Origin of the sequence: Streptomyces sp. NPDC015661, assembly GCF_043077765.1 — a bacterium.
GTDB lineage: Bacteria > Actinomycetota > Actinomycetes > Streptomycetales > Streptomycetaceae > Streptomyces.
This window is the reverse complement of record NZ_JBIBST010000001.1, coordinates 444988-460567: the sequence shown is the minus strand read 5'-3', so window position 1 is coordinate 460567 and position 15580 is coordinate 444988. Positions and strand designations below refer to the sequence as shown.

The 15580-nt window shown below is 73.0% G+C and carries 15 protein-coding genes and 1 riboswitch; of the genes, 7 read left to right on the top strand and 8 right to left on the bottom strand.

The window, feature by feature from the left end:
* Nucleotides 1–95: 95 nt before the first annotated feature.
* Together ACF07V_RS02195 and ACF07V_RS02190 are read right to left on the bottom strand one after the other, a co-directional pair.
* Nucleotides 96–1460: a protein kinase gene (locus ACF07V_RS02195; RefSeq protein ID WP_392150986.1), complete on the bottom strand. Its 1365-nt coding sequence runs from the start codon at nucleotides 1458–1460 to the stop codon at nucleotides 96–98.
* A complete protein-coding gene (locus tag ACF07V_RS02190; RefSeq protein ID WP_392150985.1) occupies nucleotides 1457–2227 on the bottom strand; it encodes an FHA domain-containing protein in 771 nt (256 codons plus the stop codon). Before ACF07V_RS02190 ends, ACF07V_RS02195 begins: the two co-directional genes overlap by 4 nt.
* Nucleotides 2228–2429: 202 nt before the next feature.
* Between ACF07V_RS02190 and ACF07V_RS02185 the strand changes: the two genes are divergently transcribed.
* Nucleotides 2430–3863, top strand: a complete 1434-nt coding sequence (locus ACF07V_RS02185; RefSeq protein ID WP_392150984.1) for a DUF2079 domain-containing protein — start codon at nucleotides 2430–2432, stop codon at nucleotides 3861–3863.
* Between the two features lie 103 nt (nucleotides 3864–3966).
* Here ACF07V_RS02185 and ACF07V_RS02180 read toward each other — a convergent pair whose 3' ends face one another.
* Nucleotides 3967–4578 (bottom strand): hypothetical protein, encoded by a 612-nt coding sequence (locus ACF07V_RS02180; RefSeq protein WP_392150983.1) that lies wholly within the window; start codon nucleotides 4576–4578, stop codon nucleotides 3967–3969.
* A 249-nt stretch (nucleotides 4579–4827) separates the two neighbouring features.
* On the opposite strand from ACF07V_RS02180, the gene ACF07V_RS02175 reads away from it, so the two are divergent.
* From ACF07V_RS02175 to ACF07V_RS02165, 3 genes are all read left to right on the top strand, one after another.
* Nucleotides 4828–5688: a bifunctional methylenetetrahydrofolate dehydrogenase/methenyltetrahydrofolate cyclohydrolase gene (locus ACF07V_RS02175; protein ID WP_362653660.1), complete on the top strand. Its 861-nt coding sequence runs from the start codon at nucleotides 4828–4830 to the stop codon at nucleotides 5686–5688.
* Entirely contained in the window at nucleotides 5630–6154 is a 525-nt protein-coding gene (locus ACF07V_RS02170; protein WP_392150982.1) for a DUF3017 domain-containing protein, read from the top strand. The genes ACF07V_RS02175 and ACF07V_RS02170 overlap by 59 nt, the downstream gene beginning before the upstream one ends.
* Before the next feature lie 386 nt (nucleotides 6155–6540).
* Nucleotides 6541–7530, top strand: coding sequence for a malate dehydrogenase (locus ACF07V_RS02165; protein WP_392150981.1), 990 nt, complete (start codon nucleotides 6541–6543; stop codon nucleotides 7528–7530).
* Nucleotides 7531–8104: 574 nt separating this feature from the next.
* Here ACF07V_RS02165 and ACF07V_RS02160 read toward each other — a convergent pair.
* Entirely contained in the window at nucleotides 8105–8839 is a 735-nt protein-coding gene (locus ACF07V_RS02160; protein ID WP_392150980.1) for an isocitrate lyase/phosphoenolpyruvate mutase family protein, read from the bottom strand.
* Complete coding sequence (locus ACF07V_RS02155; RefSeq protein WP_392150979.1) at nucleotides 8836–9336, bottom strand: carboxymuconolactone decarboxylase family protein; 501 nt, start codon at nucleotides 9334–9336, stop codon at nucleotides 8836–8838. Before ACF07V_RS02155 ends, ACF07V_RS02160 begins: the two co-directional genes overlap by 4 nt.
* Nucleotides 9337–9383: 47 nt before the next feature.
* Between ACF07V_RS02155 and ACF07V_RS02150 the strand changes: the two genes are divergently transcribed.
* Nucleotides 9384–10808: a PLP-dependent aminotransferase family protein gene (locus ACF07V_RS02150; RefSeq protein WP_392150978.1), complete on the top strand. Its 1425-nt coding sequence runs from the start codon at nucleotides 9384–9386 to the stop codon at nucleotides 10806–10808.
* A 3-nt stretch (nucleotides 10809–10811) separates the two neighbouring features.
* Here ACF07V_RS02150 and ACF07V_RS02145 read toward each other — a convergent pair whose 3' ends face one another.
* Entirely contained in the window at nucleotides 10812–11663 is an 852-nt protein-coding gene (locus tag ACF07V_RS02145) for a hypothetical protein (protein WP_392151363.1), read from the bottom strand.
* Between the two features lie 125 nt (nucleotides 11664–11788).
* Here ACF07V_RS02145 and ACF07V_RS02140 point away from each other — a divergent pair, with 125 nt between their 5' ends.
* Nucleotides 11789–12088, top strand: coding sequence for a hypothetical protein (locus ACF07V_RS02140; protein ID WP_392150977.1), 300 nt, complete (start codon nucleotides 11789–11791; stop codon nucleotides 12086–12088).
* A gap of 15 nt (nucleotides 12089–12103) precedes the next feature.
* The gene (locus tag ACF07V_RS02135; protein WP_392150976.1) at nucleotides 12104–13288 is read left to right on the top strand and encodes a glutathionylspermidine synthase family protein; all 1185 of its coding nucleotides are present in this window, start codon (nucleotides 12104–12106) and stop codon (nucleotides 13286–13288) included.
* A 6-nt stretch (nucleotides 13289–13294) separates the two neighbouring features.
* Here the strand turns inward: ACF07V_RS02135 and ACF07V_RS02130 are convergent, their stop codons facing one another.
* Together ACF07V_RS02130 and rocD are read right to left on the bottom strand one after the other, a co-directional pair.
* The gene (locus ACF07V_RS02130; RefSeq protein WP_392150975.1) at nucleotides 13295–13990 is read right to left on the bottom strand and encodes a polysaccharide deacetylase family protein; all 696 of its coding nucleotides are present in this window, start codon (nucleotides 13988–13990) and stop codon (nucleotides 13295–13297) included.
* Nucleotides 13991–14081: 91 nt separating this feature from the next.
* On the bottom strand, nucleotides 14082–15287 hold the full coding sequence (rocD, locus tag ACF07V_RS02125) for an ornithine--oxo-acid transaminase (protein ID WP_392150974.1): 1206 nt from the start codon (nucleotides 15285–15287) through the stop codon (nucleotides 14082–14084).
* A 192-nt stretch (nucleotides 15288–15479) separates the two neighbouring features.
* A riboswitch (ZMP/ZTP riboswitch) is annotated at nucleotides 15480–15570 on the top strand.
* Nucleotides 15571–15580 lie beyond the last annotated feature (10 nt).

Here is a 15580-nt window from a genome sequence, read left to right as displayed (position 1 = left end):
CGCGGCGCAGTCACACCATGCGGCCGCCACCGGCCGCGGGGTACCTCGTAACTCCTAGGGCAGCGCTTCGGGCACGCGACGCCCCAGGTCAGGGCTCAGCAGGTCTTGGCCCAGGTGTGCGAGGCGATCGGCCGGTCGAGGGTGAGGTCGCGGCGCGCGCCCTGCGGGATGCAGCCCAGGCCGCCCTTCAGGTTCTTCTCCGCGAAGTAGGCGACGTGGACGAAGCCCTTGGGGTCGGCGGAGCCGTTGTTGAAGACCGAGCGGGGCGTCCGTGTCCGGGCCCAGCTGCAGATCGTGTCGCCGTCGAACCACTCGGGATCGTCGTTCAGCCAGTCGCACATCTCGCCCCGGCCGCCCGCCTCCGAGAAGAAGCAGACGTTGCCCGGGGCGCAGCGCTCGTACCCGGCCGCGGTGGTCTTCACATCGGTGTTCCTCACGTCGGTGTTCTTCGTGGCGGTGGTCCCGCCCGGTTCCTCGCGCAGGGAGTTCAGGCCGAAGCCCGCCGCCGTCAGCACGGCGAGGGACACGGCGAGGAGCGGGACGAGCCGTCCGCGGCGGCGGGGCATCCGGCCCGCGGCCGCCTCCCGGACCCGGCGGAGAAGGGACGCCGCGTCGTGGGCGGCCCGCTCCTCGTGGGTGCGGCTCAGGCAGTCCGTGACGATCTCCCGCCAGGTTTCCGGGAGCTCGGGGGAGAGGCGGAGTTCCTCCTCACCGCGCGCGTAGCGCAGGGTGGCGTCCCGGCGGGCGGTCGGCGTGCCGCCGGACAGCGGGGAGGAGCCGGTCAGGACGAGGTGGGCGAGCACACCGAAGGCCCACACGTCGGAGCTGGGGCGGATCCGGGCGCCCCGGTCGCCGACTTCCGACCAGAGCAGCTCGGGCGGGGTGTAGTCGGGTGTGGCGAAGCCGGAGGCGTAGGCGTGACTGCCCTCCAGCTCGCTCGCCGTGCTGAAGTCGCCGAGCCGGACGGTGCCGTCCTTCATCAGCAGCACGTTGGCCGGCTTGAGGTCGCCGTGCACCCAGCCCGCCGTGTGCAGCTGGTGCAGGCCCTCGCAGATCTGGACGAGCAGCGCGGGTCCTGACGGGGGCGGCCCGGCGTTCCGGGAGAGGAGCGACTGGAGCGGGCGCTCCGCCTCCTCCAGTACGAGGACGGTGGCGCCGTCCAGCTCCGGGTGCGCCGGGTCGTCGACGGTGAGGGTCTCGTACAGCCGGATCAGGCGGGGCGAGCGGAGCCGGCTGAGGAGCTCCACCTCGCGCTCGGCGAGGTCGCGGAGGTGGCGCAGCTGGCGCGGGGTGCGGGTGCCCGTCGGCAGGAACTTGAGGGCGGCCCGGGCGGGGGACGCGGAGGCGTCGAGGTGGCGTGCCGCGTAGACGCTGCCGAAGGCTCCCGCGCCGAGCGGGCGCTCCACGACCCAGTCGCCGATCCGGTAGCCGACCGGCACGGTCAGGGGGAAGGCGGTCATCTCGCCACCTCCGCCAGGGTCGACAGGTCGTCCTCGCGGACCAGGTCGAAGCGGAGGGCGAGGGAGACCAGGGACTCCTTCTTGCCGTTGAGGCGCGGGCCCCCGTCGGGCGCCTCGGGCCCCGGCTTGAGCCGTAACTTCACGGCCAGGTAGTCGATGTTCCACTGGACGGAGGCGCGGTTCACCGCCGGCCACAGCGGGCGCAGCCGGCCCACGATCTGCTCGACCGTCGGCAGCGGCGCGTGCGGGGCGCCGCGCAGGCGGGACTCGCAGAGGGCGGCGAGGACGAGGAAGTAGCGCTTGGTGCGGTCGAGGGGGAAGGCGAGCGCGGTCGGCTCGCCCTCGCCGGCGGTCTGCGCGCACTCCACGTAGTCGTGGCGGGGTGCCCAGACGCCGAAGTCGAGCAGGTCGCCGCCGGCCGGCAGGACGACCCGCGAGAACTCGAACGGCACCGGGGCGTCGACCCGCCCCGGCGCGATCTTGATGTGTTCCCCGGCGCCCTCCGGGTTCTCGACGACATAGGTCGAGGCCGTGCTGAAGTTGCTGAGGGTCCAGTAGCTCGCCGTCGCGCCGATCTCTCCGGCGGTGCGGGACACCCCGGGGTGGGGGATGTCCAGATGACGACGCCGTTCGCCGGCCGTGCGAGGGGTGGTGGGGCCGGGGTCGTACGGGGTGGTGCGGCCGAAATGGAGTCTTTCGCCGGGCGCCAGCCTGACCTGGCTTCCGGGGTCCGCGGCGTGTGCGGGCACCACGATGATGCTGTACATGACGCTTCCTTTCCCCGAGGTCTGCGGGGGTCAGGCTAGGAAGCTCCGATAAACGAATGCAGAACGTCACCGTCCGGGTACGGAGCCGCGGCGTGGCGTGTAGGGCCGGGGTCGTGGGGGCCGGCTGCCACAGATCCGCCGAACGGGTGGACTCTGGTCTAATGGGTTGCTCTTTTGTCGGCCGCCGGTAGTGGGGGACGTGGTGTTGGACGTACTGAACAGGCCCGCTGCGGAGTCCACCCACGCGGAGCCGTCCGACGGCCTCTCCCCGGCCCCGATCCGTCCGTACCTGATCCTCGCGGGCGTCCTGTGCGGCCTGTACTTCCTGTACTCCTGGGTGCAGTACGCGCACTTCCGCACGCCCTCCTGGGACCTCGGGATCTTCGGGCAGTCGGTCCGGGCGTACGCCGAGTTCCGGGCCCCCGTCGTCGACATCAAGGGCCCCGGCTTCCCCATACTCGGCGACCACTTCAGCCCCGTCACCGCGCTGCTCGCGCCGCTGTACTGGATCTGGCCCTCGCCGGTCTCCCTGCTCTTCGGGCAGGCCGCGCTCTTCGCCGCCTCCGCCGTCGTCGTCGGCCGCACCACCCAGCAGATCCTCGGCAGCCGGGCCGCCGGCATCGGCCTGACGATCGCGTACGGCCTGTCCTGGGGGCTCCAGGAGGCCGTCAAGTCCGACTTCCACGAGATCGCCTTCGCCGTCCCGCTGCTCGCCCTGACCTGCCGGGCGCTGCTCCTCGGGCGCTGGACCGCGGCCGCCGCCTGGTCCGCCCCGCTCGTCCTGGTCAAGGAGGACATGGGGCTCACCGTCGCGATGGTCGGCGCGGTCCTCTTCCTGAAGGGGCGGAAGCGGCTGGGCGCGGCCCTGGCCGGCTTCGGCGTGGCGGCCTTCGCGCTGACGGTCCTCGTCCTGATCCCGGCGGCGAGCAAGCTCGGGCAGTACGACTACTGGTCGAAGATCGAGAAGACCGGCACGGGCGCCGACACCTCCTTCGGGCAGGTGATCGGCGACGCCCTCGCCTCCGGCGAGCGCTGGGAGATGGTCTTCTACCTGCTGGCGATCACCGGCTTCCTCGCCCTGCGGTCCCCGCTGGTCCTGCTCGTCCTGCCGACCCTCGGCTGGCGCTTCCTCTCCCAGGACGCCAACCACTGGGGCATGCACTGGCACTACAGCGCGATCCTGATGCCGGTCGTCTTCCTGGCCCTCGTGGACGGCGTCCGCGCGGTCCGCACCTCGCCGCGCGCCTGGCTCGTCTCGTACGGGAAGGTCGTGATCCCGGTCGCGACGGCGGTCGCGCTCGTCCTCGCCGCGAACCTGCCGCTGCGGGAGCTGCTGAAGTCGGAGACGTACCGGACGGACACCCGGACCCTGGAGGCGCGGGCGGCGGTCGACGCGGTGCCGGAGGGGGTGAGCGTCGAGGCGGACGTCTCGCTCCTCGCCCAGCTCACGGCGGACCGCCGGGTCTACTGGGTGGGCACGTCGAAGGGGGTCACGCCGGACTATCTCGCCTTCGACCTGCGGGGCTGGGGTCAGCAGGTGTCGGACCCGGCGCAGCTGGCTTCGCAATTGCATCCGGAGGCGCGGTACGCGATCACCTACCGCTCGGACGGCTTCGCGGTCCTGAAGCGGCAGTGACGGCGGTCGCCGAGCGGGGGCCGTGACGGCGGTCGCCGTGCCGGGGCCGTGACATGCGTGAGGGGCGGGATCCGTGTGGATCCCGCCCCTCACCGGTTCACGCTCAGTACTGCTGCTGGTTCCGGTTGAACCAGGCCGAGCCGTCCGACTTCGCCGTGAAGACGATGATCATGACGCCGAGGGCGAGGCTGACGACACCGAGCGGCAGCGAGAAGAGGCTGAACAGCACCGCGAACGAGGCCCAGACGATGGCGCCGATACGGACGCCGTTGCCGCCGGACTTGAACTTCGAGGCGAGCACCATGCCGAGGATCGCGAAGATCAGCGAGATGACGCCGGCGCCGATCATGATGCCCTGGCCCAGGTTCGCGAAGGTCTCCTCGTCACCGGACAGACCGCCCTGCTTCTCCAGCTCGCTGGTGAAGGTGAAGGAGACGGCGATGGCGCCGATGCCGCCGAGCACGTTGAGGGCGCTCATGATCCACAGCATCACGCGCGCGGACTTCACACCACCGGGCATCTCCATGGCCGCGCCCGGGTACCCGCCGCCGTACGGCGAGACCGGCGGGGCCGCCGGGTAGCCGTAGCCCTGCGGCGGCACGCCCTGCGGGGCCTGCTGCGGGTAGCCGTACCCCGGCTGTCCCTGCGGCTGGCCGTAACCCGGCTGCTGTCCCTGCGGCTGGCCGTAGGGGTTGTTCGGATCGCCGAAGCTCATCGCGGGATTCCTCCGTGAATTTCTCTGTGCGGGGACGACGCGGCCCGCGCGGAGGACCTTCACGGCATTTGAGCGGATTCCCCCCGGCACTTTCCGCGGTACTACGCGGATCATCGTCGTCGCAACGTCGACTTTTTGTCCAGTCGCTATGTCGCGGAGTTGTGCAGATGCAACCTGTCGTTCCGCTTCGCCGGCCGCTGCGCGGGAGCGAATTGGAACAAGGCGGGGGTCATCCGGGAGGATGTCTCCATGAGCGCCCAGATTCTCGATGGCAAGGCCACCGCAGCCGCGATCAAGTCCGATCTGACCGTCCGTGTGGCGGCCCTGAAGGAGAAGGGCATCACGCCCGGCCTGGGCACCGTCCTGGTCGGCGACGACCCGGCCAGCCAGAAGTACGTCGCCGGAAAGCACCGCGACTGCGCGGAGGTCGGCCTCGCCTCCATCCAGCGCACCCTGCCGGGCACCGCCACCCAGGAGGAGATCGAGGCGGTCGTGCGGGAGCTCAACGAGGACCCGGCCTGCACCGGCTACATCGTCCAGCTGCCGCTCCCCAAGGGCATCGACGAGAACCGCATCCTGGAGCTGATGGACCCGGCCAAGGACGCGGACGGCCTGCACCCGACCAACCTCGGCCGGCTCGTCCTCAACGAGCCCGCGCCGCTGCCCTGCACGCCGAACGGCATCGTCACCCTGCTCCGCGCCCACGGCGTGGAGATCAACGGAGCCGAGGTCGTCGTCGTCGGCCGCGGTGTCACCATCGGGCGCCCGATGCCGCTCATCCTGACCCGCCGCTCCGAGAACGCGACCGTGACCCAGTGCCACACCGGCACCCGGGACCTCTCGGCGCACCTGCGCAACGCGGACATCATCGTCGCGGCGGCCGGCGTACCGCACCTGATCAAGCCCGAGGACGTGAAGCCGGGCGCGGCCGTCCTCGACGTCGGCGTCTCCCGCAACGGCGAAGGCAAGATCGTCGGCGACGTCGACCCGGGCGTCGCCGAGGTCGCCGCCTGGATCTCCCCGAACCCCGGCGGCGTGGGCCCGATGACCCGTGCCCAGCTGCTCGTCAACGTCGTCGAGGCCGCCGAGCGCGCGGCCGCGGCGCTCTGACGTGAGCTCCGGGACCCCGGGCGCGCCCGAGAACCCGGACGGGGCGTCGGGTGCGCCCGACGCCGGGGCGACGGGCAGTCCCCGGCGGAGGCTCACCACCGACACCGCGCGCCCCGAGGGCGGCGGCCGGGCGGCCCCCGGCGACGCCCCGGCGCCCGCGCGTCAGTGGCCGCTGCTCACCGTCCTCGTGCTCGCCGGGCTCGGCCTGCTCGTGGTGGGCACGGACCCGTTCCCGCAGGCCTTCCGGGTGGGGGCGATCCTGGTCGGGGCCGCGCTGCTCACGGGCGCGGCGATGCGCCGGGTGCTGCCGTCCGTCGGCATGCTGGCCGTCCGCTCCCGCTTCACCGACATGATCACGTACGGGGTGATGGGCGGCCTGATCGTGCTGCTCGCGCTCATGGTCCAGCCGGCGCCCTGGCTGCGGATCCCGTTCCTGGAGGACGTACTCCACCTCACGGTGACGTAGCCCTTCCGCCTCGTGAGGCATGGTGACGACGCCCGCCCTCTCCCCCGTGGGAGGGCGGGCGCCGTCACGATCAAGGGTCATGTACGTGCCAAGGCTGGTTCAAGCGCCGTCGGCGCGCTGTGGCACGGAAGTGACCATTCCGCTACGTCGGCCCCGCGGTGGACTCCCCTGCTCCGGCCCCGTGACGGGCTCCGCCGCACGGCCCCCGAGGCCTCTCCGGACGGGTGGCAGTGAGCCGGACCACAAGGGGGTGGGGATTCGAGGGGGTCCGGGTCGGATAGCCTGACCGCTGGATATCTCTTCATGTCGAGACACCGATCGATCAAGAGAGCTATCCCGCACCAGGGGCAGGGACCCCCACCGCCAGCTGTCTTACGGAGATCGCCATGACCCGCACTCCCGTGAATGTCACCGTGACCGGCGCGGCCGGCCAGATCGGCTACGCGCTGCTCTTCCGCATCGCCTCCGGCCACCTGCTCGGCGCGGACGTGCCGGTCAAGCTGCGCCTCCTCGAGATCCCGCAGGGCGTGAAGGCCGCCGAGGGCACCGCCATGGAGCTCGACGACTGCGCGTTCCCGCTGCTCAAGGGCATCGACATCTTCGACGACCCGAACAAGGGCTTCGAGGGCGCCAACATCGGCCTGCTCGTCGGCGCCCGCCCGCGCGGCCCGGGCATGGAGCGCGGCGACCTGCTCGCCGCCAACGGCGGCATCTTCAAGCCGCAGGGCGAGGCCATCGCCGCCCACGCCGCGGACGACATCAAGGTCCTCGTCGTCGGCAACCCGGCCAACACCAACGCCCTGATCGCCCAGTCCGCCGCCAAGGGCGTCCCGGCCGAGCGCTTCACCGCGATGACCCGCCTGGACCACAACCGCGCCCTGACGCAGCTGGCCCAGAAGACCAACTCCTCGGTCACGGACATCAAGCGCCTCACCATCTGGGGCAACCACTCCGCGACCCAGTACCCGGACATCTTCCACGCGGAGATCGCCGGCAAGAACGCCGCCGAGGTCGTGGGCGACGAGGCGTGGCTGGCCGACACCTTCATCCCGACCGTCGCCAAGCGCGGCGCCGCGATCATCGACGCCCGTGGCGCCTCCTCCGCGGCCTCCGCCGCGAACGCCGCCATCGACCACGTCTACACCTGGGTCAACGGCACCGCCGAGGGCGACTGGACCTCCATGGGCGTCCCGTCCGACGGCTCGTACGGCGTCCCGGAGGGCCTCATCTCCTCCTTCCCGGTCACCTGCAAGGACGGCAAGTACGAGATCGTCCAGGGCCTGGAGATCAACGACTTCTCCCGCGCCCGCATCGACGCCTCCGTCAACGAGCTCTCCGAGGAGCGCGACGCGGTCCGCGAGCTCGGCCTGATCTGAAGCTGAACCCAGCTTCCACACTCCCGGCGCCCCCGGACCGTACGACCGACCGTACGGCCCGGGGGCGCCGTCTTTCCCGCCGCCCCCGTTGTGCGCGCGGGCCCCGCCGGGACGGCGCCGCCGCCCCCGTTGTGGGCATGCGTTCCGCCGGGGCGGTACCCACCCACCCGCCCCCGTTGTGGGCAGGCGTTCCGCAAGGGGCGGTGCCCCCGCCCGCCCCGTTGTGGGCAGGCGTTCCGCAAGGGGCGGAACGGGTGGGCACAACGGACCCGCGCCCTGCCGGCGCCAGAGGCTCCCGCGCCTGAACCCGCACCGCGAGTGACGGCGCACAGGTGGTGCGGGTCCAGGCGCGGAACGCGGAGGCGCCGCTGAGGGCGCCGTCCCGTGTGCCCACCCGTCCCGCCCCAGCGGGACGATTGCCCACACGGGGGGTGGGCGAGGGGCGCCGCCCCGGACGGGCGCGGGCCCGCACGGGGGGTGGGCGAGGGGCGCCGCCCCGGACGGGCGCGGGCCCGCACGGGGGTGGGCGAACGGCGCCGCTCCGTCGGGTGCGGGCCCGCACGGCCGGTCGGCTTCAGGCGGTGTCCGTTTCACGGAGGGTCTTCGCCAGGGACCGCACTCCCTCCAGCGCCCGCACCAGCAACCCGTCCCCGAACGTCGCGCGCGTCGCGCCCAGGCCGCCCAGTTCCGTGAAGGTCGGCCCGCCCGGGACGGCCAGCGCGTTGACGGGCAGTTCGCCGAGGCCCGCCCGCAGGGCCGGCAGATCGGACGGCGGCGCCGCGATCGGGTACACGCAGTCCGCGCCCGCCGACGCGTAGAGCCGCGCCCGGGCGACCGCCTCGGCCAGAGGGTCGGACGCCCCGCGGATGTACACGTCCACGCGCGCGTTGACGAAGAGCGAGGGGCCCGCCGCCGCCCGTACCTCCGCCAGCCACTCCGCCTGCGCCTCCGGGTCCTTCAGCGCCCGGTCGGGACCGCTGTCCTCCAGGTTGACGCCGACGGCGCCGGACTCCCGTACCCGCTCGACCAGTTCCGCCGCCGGAAGGCCGTACCCGCCCTCCAGGTCCGCCGTGACGGGTACGGACACGGAGCGGACGATCCGCGCCACGGCGGCGAACATCTCCGCCGCCGGGGTCGCCCCGTCCTCGTACCCGAGGGACGCGGCGATCCCCGCGCTCGGCGTGGCGAGCGCCGGATACCCGGCCGCCTCGAAGGCGCGGGCGCTGGCCGCGTCCCACGGCCCCGGCAGCACCAGCGGGCCGTCCCCGGGCAGCCGCCGGTGGAGGGCCCGCAGAGCCTCGGCGGTCATGCGGGGCGCGGGGTGTAGTGGCCGGGCGTCATCCGGGTGGTGACGCCGATCCGGTTCCAGGCGTTGATCGTGACGATCGCGGCGATGACCCGGGCGAGCTCGGTCTCGTCGAAGTGCGCGGCGGCCCGCGCGTACACCTCGTCGGGCACGAAGCCGTCGGTGAGGACGGTGACGGCCTCGGTCAGCGCGAGCGCCGCGAGCTCCCGCTCGGTGTAGAAGTGCCGGGACTCCTCCCAGGCGGCGAGCTGCACGATCCGGTCGATGCTCTCGCCCTCCGCCAGCGCGTCCTTGCTGTGCATGTCGACGCAGAACGCACAGCGGTTGATCTGCGAGGCCCGGAGCTTGATCAGGTGGTACAGGGTCGGGTCGACGTCCTTCGCGGCCGCCGTCTCCAGCCGGACCATCGCCCGGTAGAACTCGGGGAGGTGCTCGGGGAGGGACATCCGGGGCGGGTGCTCGTGGGCGTACAGGGTCTGCTCGGTCTCTACCGTCGTCATGCCGACCACCGTACGAAGCCGATGGCTCAGCGGTATGGTCCATTTCCATGGCGAACGACTGGGCCAGTTTCGGGGCCGACCTCCATCTGGACCTCCGGGGCACCCGGCTCCGCGCCGGCCTCATGGACGCCCTGCGGGAGGCGGTCCGCAGCGGCCGTCTGGAGGCCGGCACCCGGCTGCCGTCCTCGCGCTCGCTCGCCGCCGACCTCGGCATGGCCCGCAACACCGTCGCCGACGCGTACGCCGAGCTGGTCGCCGAGGGCTGGCTCACCGCCCGGCAGGGCTCCGGGACCCGCGTCGCCCGCCGGGCCGCACCCCGTCCGCCGGCGCCGTCCGGCCCGTGCCCGCCGCCCCCGCCGGCCGGCACGGGCCGGGGCCGGCCCGCCGCGCCCGCGCACAACCTGAGGTCCGGCACCCCCGACCTCGCCTCCTTCCCGCGCGCCGAGTGGCTCAAGGCCTACCGCCGGGCGCTCACCGACGCCCCCAACGAGGCCTTCGGGTACGGCGATCCGCGCGGCAGGCCCGAACTGCGGGCCGCGCTGGCCGAGTACCTCGCCCGCGCCCGGGGCGTGCACGCCCGGCCGGAGCGGATCGTGATCTGCGCGGGCTTCGTGCACGGCCTGATGCTGATCGGCCAGGTGCTGCGGGCCCGTGGCGTCCGGGACGTGGCCGTCGAGGCGTACGGGCTCGGGCTCCACGACGACCTCCTCAGGAGCGCCGGTCTCGGCACCCCCGCCCTGGCCTTCGACGAACGCGGCACGAGGACCGAGGAGTTGGCCGGTCTCGACGGATGCGGGGCGGTCCTCATGACGGCCGCCCACCAGTACCCGCTGGGCGGCGCCCTGCCCCCGGACCGGCGGGCGGCGGTCGTCGACTGGGCGCGGGCCTCCGGCGGCCTCGTCCTGGAGGACGACTACGACGGGGAGTTCCGCTACGACCGGCAGCCGGTCGGAGCCCTGCAGGGCCTCGACCCCGAGCGCGTCGTCTACTTCGGCACCGCGAGCAAGTCCCTCGCGCCCGGACTCCGCCTCGCCTGGATGGTCCTGCCGGAGGGCCTGGCGGAGGAGGTGGCGGCCGCGAAGGGGGCCGTGGACTGGTCGTCGAGCGCGCCGGACCAGCTGGCGTTCACCGAGTTCCTGCGCTCGGGGGCGTACGACCGGCACGTACGGGCGATGCGGCTGCGCTACCGGCGGCGCCGCGACCAGCTGGTGGCGGCCGTCGCCGCGCACTCGCCGGAGACCCGGGTCAGCGGCATCGCGGCCGGCCTGCACGCCGTCCTGGCCCTCCCGCCCGGCACCGAGCAGGCCACCCTGCGGGCCGCCGCCTGGCGCGGCCTCGCCGTCCAGGGCGTCAACCAGTTCCGCCGCCCCACGGTGCCGGCCACCCTCGACGGTCTGGTCGTCGGCTACGCCACACCCCCGGACAGCGGCTGGCAGGGTGCCCTCCAGGCGCTGTGCGGGGTCCTGCCCTGAGGCTCAGGAGGGAGTGGTCGGCTCCGCGGCCGGCTCCGGCCGCGGAGCCGGGGCCGGGGCCTCGCCGAAGCGGGCCAGGGTCAGGGAGCCCGCCACGGCCACCGCGAAGCCGACGATCGCCAGCCAGCCGAGTCCCTCCCGGGTGCGGTCCCCGAGCCAGGTCACGCCGACGATCGCCGGGCCGATCGTTTCGCCCAGCACCGCGCCCGCCGTCGCCGTGGTCACCGAGCCGCGCTGGAAGGCCGAGGTCAGCAGCAGGAACGCGGACCCGCCGCCGACGAGGAGCGCGTACCAGACGGGGTCGGTGAAGTCGATGCCCTCGATCAGCCGGACCGCGACCTCCACCACCCCGAAGCCGATCCCCGCCCCGAGGCCCAGGACGAGCGCCCGGGACCGCACTGGCAGCCGGCCCGCCACCACACCGAGCAGCAGGACCCCGAAGGAGATCCCGAGGAGCACCCAGTCCAGCGCCTCCGAGGGTTCCCGGTGGCCCTCCCTGCCCGAGGCCAGCGCCAGCATCGCGAGCCCCACGCAGACCAGGGCCACGGCCCCCCACTCCGCCCGGCTGAGCCGCACATGGAGCAGCCAGGAGGCGATGACGGCCGTGACCGCGAGACTCGCGGCGAGGGCCGCGCCCACCACGTAGATGGGGAGGGTCCGCAGCGCCACGATCTGCAGGACGAAGCCCAGGCCGTCCGCGCCGAGGCCGGCGAGATAGCGCCACTGCCGCAGGGCGCGCCACATCAGCGCGATGTCGACGCCACCGCCCGTTCCCGGCTCGGCGGCCCGCGCCGCCATCGCCTGGAGGACCGAGGCGGCGCCGAAGCAGACGGACGAGGCGAGCGCACACATCATCCCGAGAAGCACAAAGCGACTCTAGGGCGTGAGGCCGGAAACGTGAGGCCGGAAAACACCGGCCTACACTGTGCGGTCGCGAGGCGCGCGCGACGCGTCCGCGAGGCGAAGGGGAGGCGACGGACATGCGCAGGCTGAGGTCGAGCACGGTGGTGCTCGGCGGTATGGGTGTGCTCGCGGCGACGATCACCGCGTGCGGCTCGGAGCCGGACAAGCGGTGCGTGGACCCGCTCACCCGGGAGGAGCTGCCGAGCTACGAGTGCCAGAGCGGCGGCGGCAGCGACGACGACAACGGCTCCACCACCCACCGCGGCTCGTACTACTACGGCGGCTCCGTCCGCGACCGCAAGGTGAGCGGCGGCAGCTTCGACAAGACCGCGGTCGACACCGGAGGCTTCGGCTGCTCCGGCACCGGCGGCGGCTGAGGCGGGCCCGGCACCATGGAGCGCCACACCATCGAGCCCCGGCCCGGCTGGCAGGAGACGGTCGAGGAGCAGGGGCTCGTCTATCCGCTGACCCGCCACCCGGACGGTTCGCTGCGCCCGTACTGGGACGAGAGCGCCTACTACTCCTTCTCGCTGCCCGAGGTCGAGGCCCTGGAGGAGGTCGTCGAGGAGCTGCACGCCCTGTGCCTGGCGGCGGCCGCGCACATCGTCGAGGAGAACCGGTTCGCCGAGCTCGGGATCACCGACCCGAAGCTGGCGGGTCTGGTCGCCGAGTCCTGGCGGCGCCGCGCCGAACTCCCCTCCCTGTACGGCCGCTTCGACCTGCGCTACGACGGCACGGGCCCGGCCAAGATGCTGGAGTACAACGCCGACACGCCGACCTCGCTGGTGGAGGCCGCGAGCCCGCAGTGGTTCTGGATGGAGGAACGGTTCCCCGGCGCCGACCAGTGGAACTCCCTCCACGAGCGGCTCGTCGACGCCTGGCGGCGCCAGGCCCACCTGCTGCCCCCCGGCCCCCTCCACTTCGCCCACTCGGACGGCGACGAGCTCGGCGAGGACCTGATGACGGTCGCGTATCTGCGCGAGACCGCCCAGCAGGCCGGGCTCGACACCGAGGCGCTCTCCGTCGAGCGGATCGGCTGGGACCGGCTCTCGCGCCGCTTCGTCGACGACCGGCTCCGCTTCATCCGCAGCTGCTTCAAGCTCTACCCGTGGGAGTGGCTGACCACGGACCGCTTCGGGCGGCACGTCCTGGACACCCTCGACAACGGCGGCGGCACCGGCACCACCTGCTGGATCGAACCCGCCTGGAAGATGCTGCTCTCCAACAAGGCGCTCCTCGCGATCCTGTGGGAGCTGAACCCGGGCCACCCCCATCTGCTGCCCGCCTACCTCGACGGGCCGCGCGAACTCGCCGCCACCACCGGCTGGGTCGCCAAGCCGCTGCTCGGCCGCGAGGGCGCGGGCGTCACCCTGCACGAGGCCGGTACGGAGCCCTTCGTGCGGGACGGGGAGGCCTGCTGCTACCAGGAGCTGGCCCCGCTGCCCGACTTCGACGGCAACCGGGTGGTGCTCGGCGCGTGGGTCGTCGAGGACGAGGCGGCGGGGCTCGGCATCCGGGAGTCGGCGGGACTCGTCACCGACGAGTACGCCCGCTTCCTCCCGCACGTGATCCTCTAGCCCGGCCTACTCGGGGACGTACTCCCGCAGCGGCGCCGGCTTCAGACCGGCCGCCTCCGCCGCGTCCAGGGCCCGCTTCAGGTCCTGCGTCACCGTCTCGTTGAAGTGCAGCAGGATGATGTCTCCGGCCTTCAGGGACGGCGTCGGCGGGGTCCACTGGCCCCAGGTCGTGAGGTCGTACGTCCACGTGACCAGGGCCTTCGCACCGCAGGCGCGGGCCGTGGTCCGGGTCGTCGCGTCGTACGTGCCGTACGGCGGGCGCAGCAGCCGCGGCCCGTCGCCGAACTGCGCGAGGTGCTGGTCGCGGGCCCCGCACACCTCCGCCTTCTGGCCGGCGGCGTCGAGGGTGGTCAGGTCGGGGTGGTTGACGGTGTGGTTCTCGACGCGGGAGCGGCCCTGGTCGAGCAGGGTGTGGAAGTAGCCGGAGTCGTACGAGTAGGCGCCGGGCAGCAGGAAGAGCGAGGCGGGCACCCGTCGGTCGAGCAGCAGCCGCGCGGCGGCGGGGTCGTGGTACCAGCCGTCGTCGATGGTGATGAAGACGACCGGGTCGGTGGTCTCCACGTGGGAGACCACCGGGACGGGCTCGGGCCAGGCCGCCTCCGGGGCGGCGTGCGCGGGTCCGGTGACCGCGCCGAGGAGCGCGAGCGGGACGAGGGCGGCGAGCGCGGCACGCACGGCGTGACGCAGACGGAGTCTCGGCATGGCGGCATCATTGGCCTAGACCAAGTCCGGTGTCAATGAGTCGAGTTGACCGCCCGCGGCCCTTCCTTCACCGCCCTCGAAACGGACTCCGTCAGTCCGACAGAACCCCCCTCAACTGCTCCAGACCCCAGTCCAGATCCTCCTTCGAGATGACCAGCGGCGGAGCGATCCGGATCGTCGAACCGTGCGTGTCCTTCACCAGCACCCCACGCTCCATCAGCCGCTCCGAGATCTGCCGGCCCGTCCCCTTCGTGGGCACGATGTCGACGCCCGCCCACAGCCCGCGCCCGCGCACCGCCTCCACCGCGCCGCCGCCCACGAGCAGCCCCAGCTCCGCGTGGAGATGCTCGCCCAGCTCCGCCGCCCGCTCCTGGAACTCGCCCGTCCGCAGCATCGCGATCACCTCCAGGGCCACCGCGCAGGCCAGCGGGTTCCCGCCGAACGTCGAACCGTGCTCACCCGGCCGGAACACCCCGAGCACCTCGCGGTCGGCCACCACCGCCGACACCGGCACCACTCCGCCGCCCAGCGCCTTCCCCAGGATGTACACGTCCGGCACCACCCCCTCGTGCTCGCACGCGAACGTCCGCCCCGTCCGGCCCAGGCCCGACTGGATCTCGTCCGCCATGAACAGCACGTTCCGCCGGCGGGTCAGCTCCCGCACCCCCGCCAGATAACCGGCCGGCGGGACCAGGACCCCCGCCTCGCCCTGGATCGGTTCGAGCAGCACCGCCACCGTGTTCTCGGTGACCGCCGTCTCCATCGCCGTCAGATCCCCGTACGGCACGATCTCGAACCCCGGCGTGTACGGCCCGAAGTGGTCCCGCGCCTCGTGGTCCGTCGAGAAGCTCACGATCGTCGTCGTCCGGCCGTGGAAGTTGTTCGCCGCCACCACGATCTTCGCGTGCCCGTCCGGCACGCCCTTCACCTCGTACCCCCACTTCCGGGCGGTCTTCACGGCCGTCTCGACCGCCTCCGCCCCCGTGTTCATCGGCAGCACCGCGTCCTTGCCGCACAGCTCCGCCAGCTGCGCGCAGAACTCGGCGAACCGGTCGTGGTGGAAGGCGCGCGACGTCAGCGTCACCCGCTCCAGCTGCGCCTTCGCCGCGTCGATCAGACGCCGGTTGCCGTGCCCGAAGTTGAGCGCCGAGTACCCGGCGAGCATGTCGAGATAGCGACGGCCCTCGACATCGGTCATCCAGGCGCCGTCCGCCGAGGCGACGACGACCGGCAGGGGGTGGTAGTTGTGAGCGCTGTGCGCGTCCGCGGAAGCGATCGCGTCTTCTGTCCTCGACACGGGATCTCCGTTCGTCCTGCGGCTCGGGGGAGGCTCGTCCCCAGGAGGCTGTGGCCCCTTTCTTATCGTCGCTCGGATGCCGGACAGGGAAACCTCGGCGACGGCGCGCCAGCCGAGCGGGTGCCTGGTCGGCCAGGCCGGGCTCGCGGCTCCCTGATCCAGCCCGGCCGACCGGGCACCCGCTACCCTGGAAACACGCACGGCGACTGGCGTACGGGGAAGCGACCCCGGGGGAGCCGTGCGCGCTCCACCACACGAGGTGCCGCTCGCCTGGGCATCACGGGCCCCAGGTC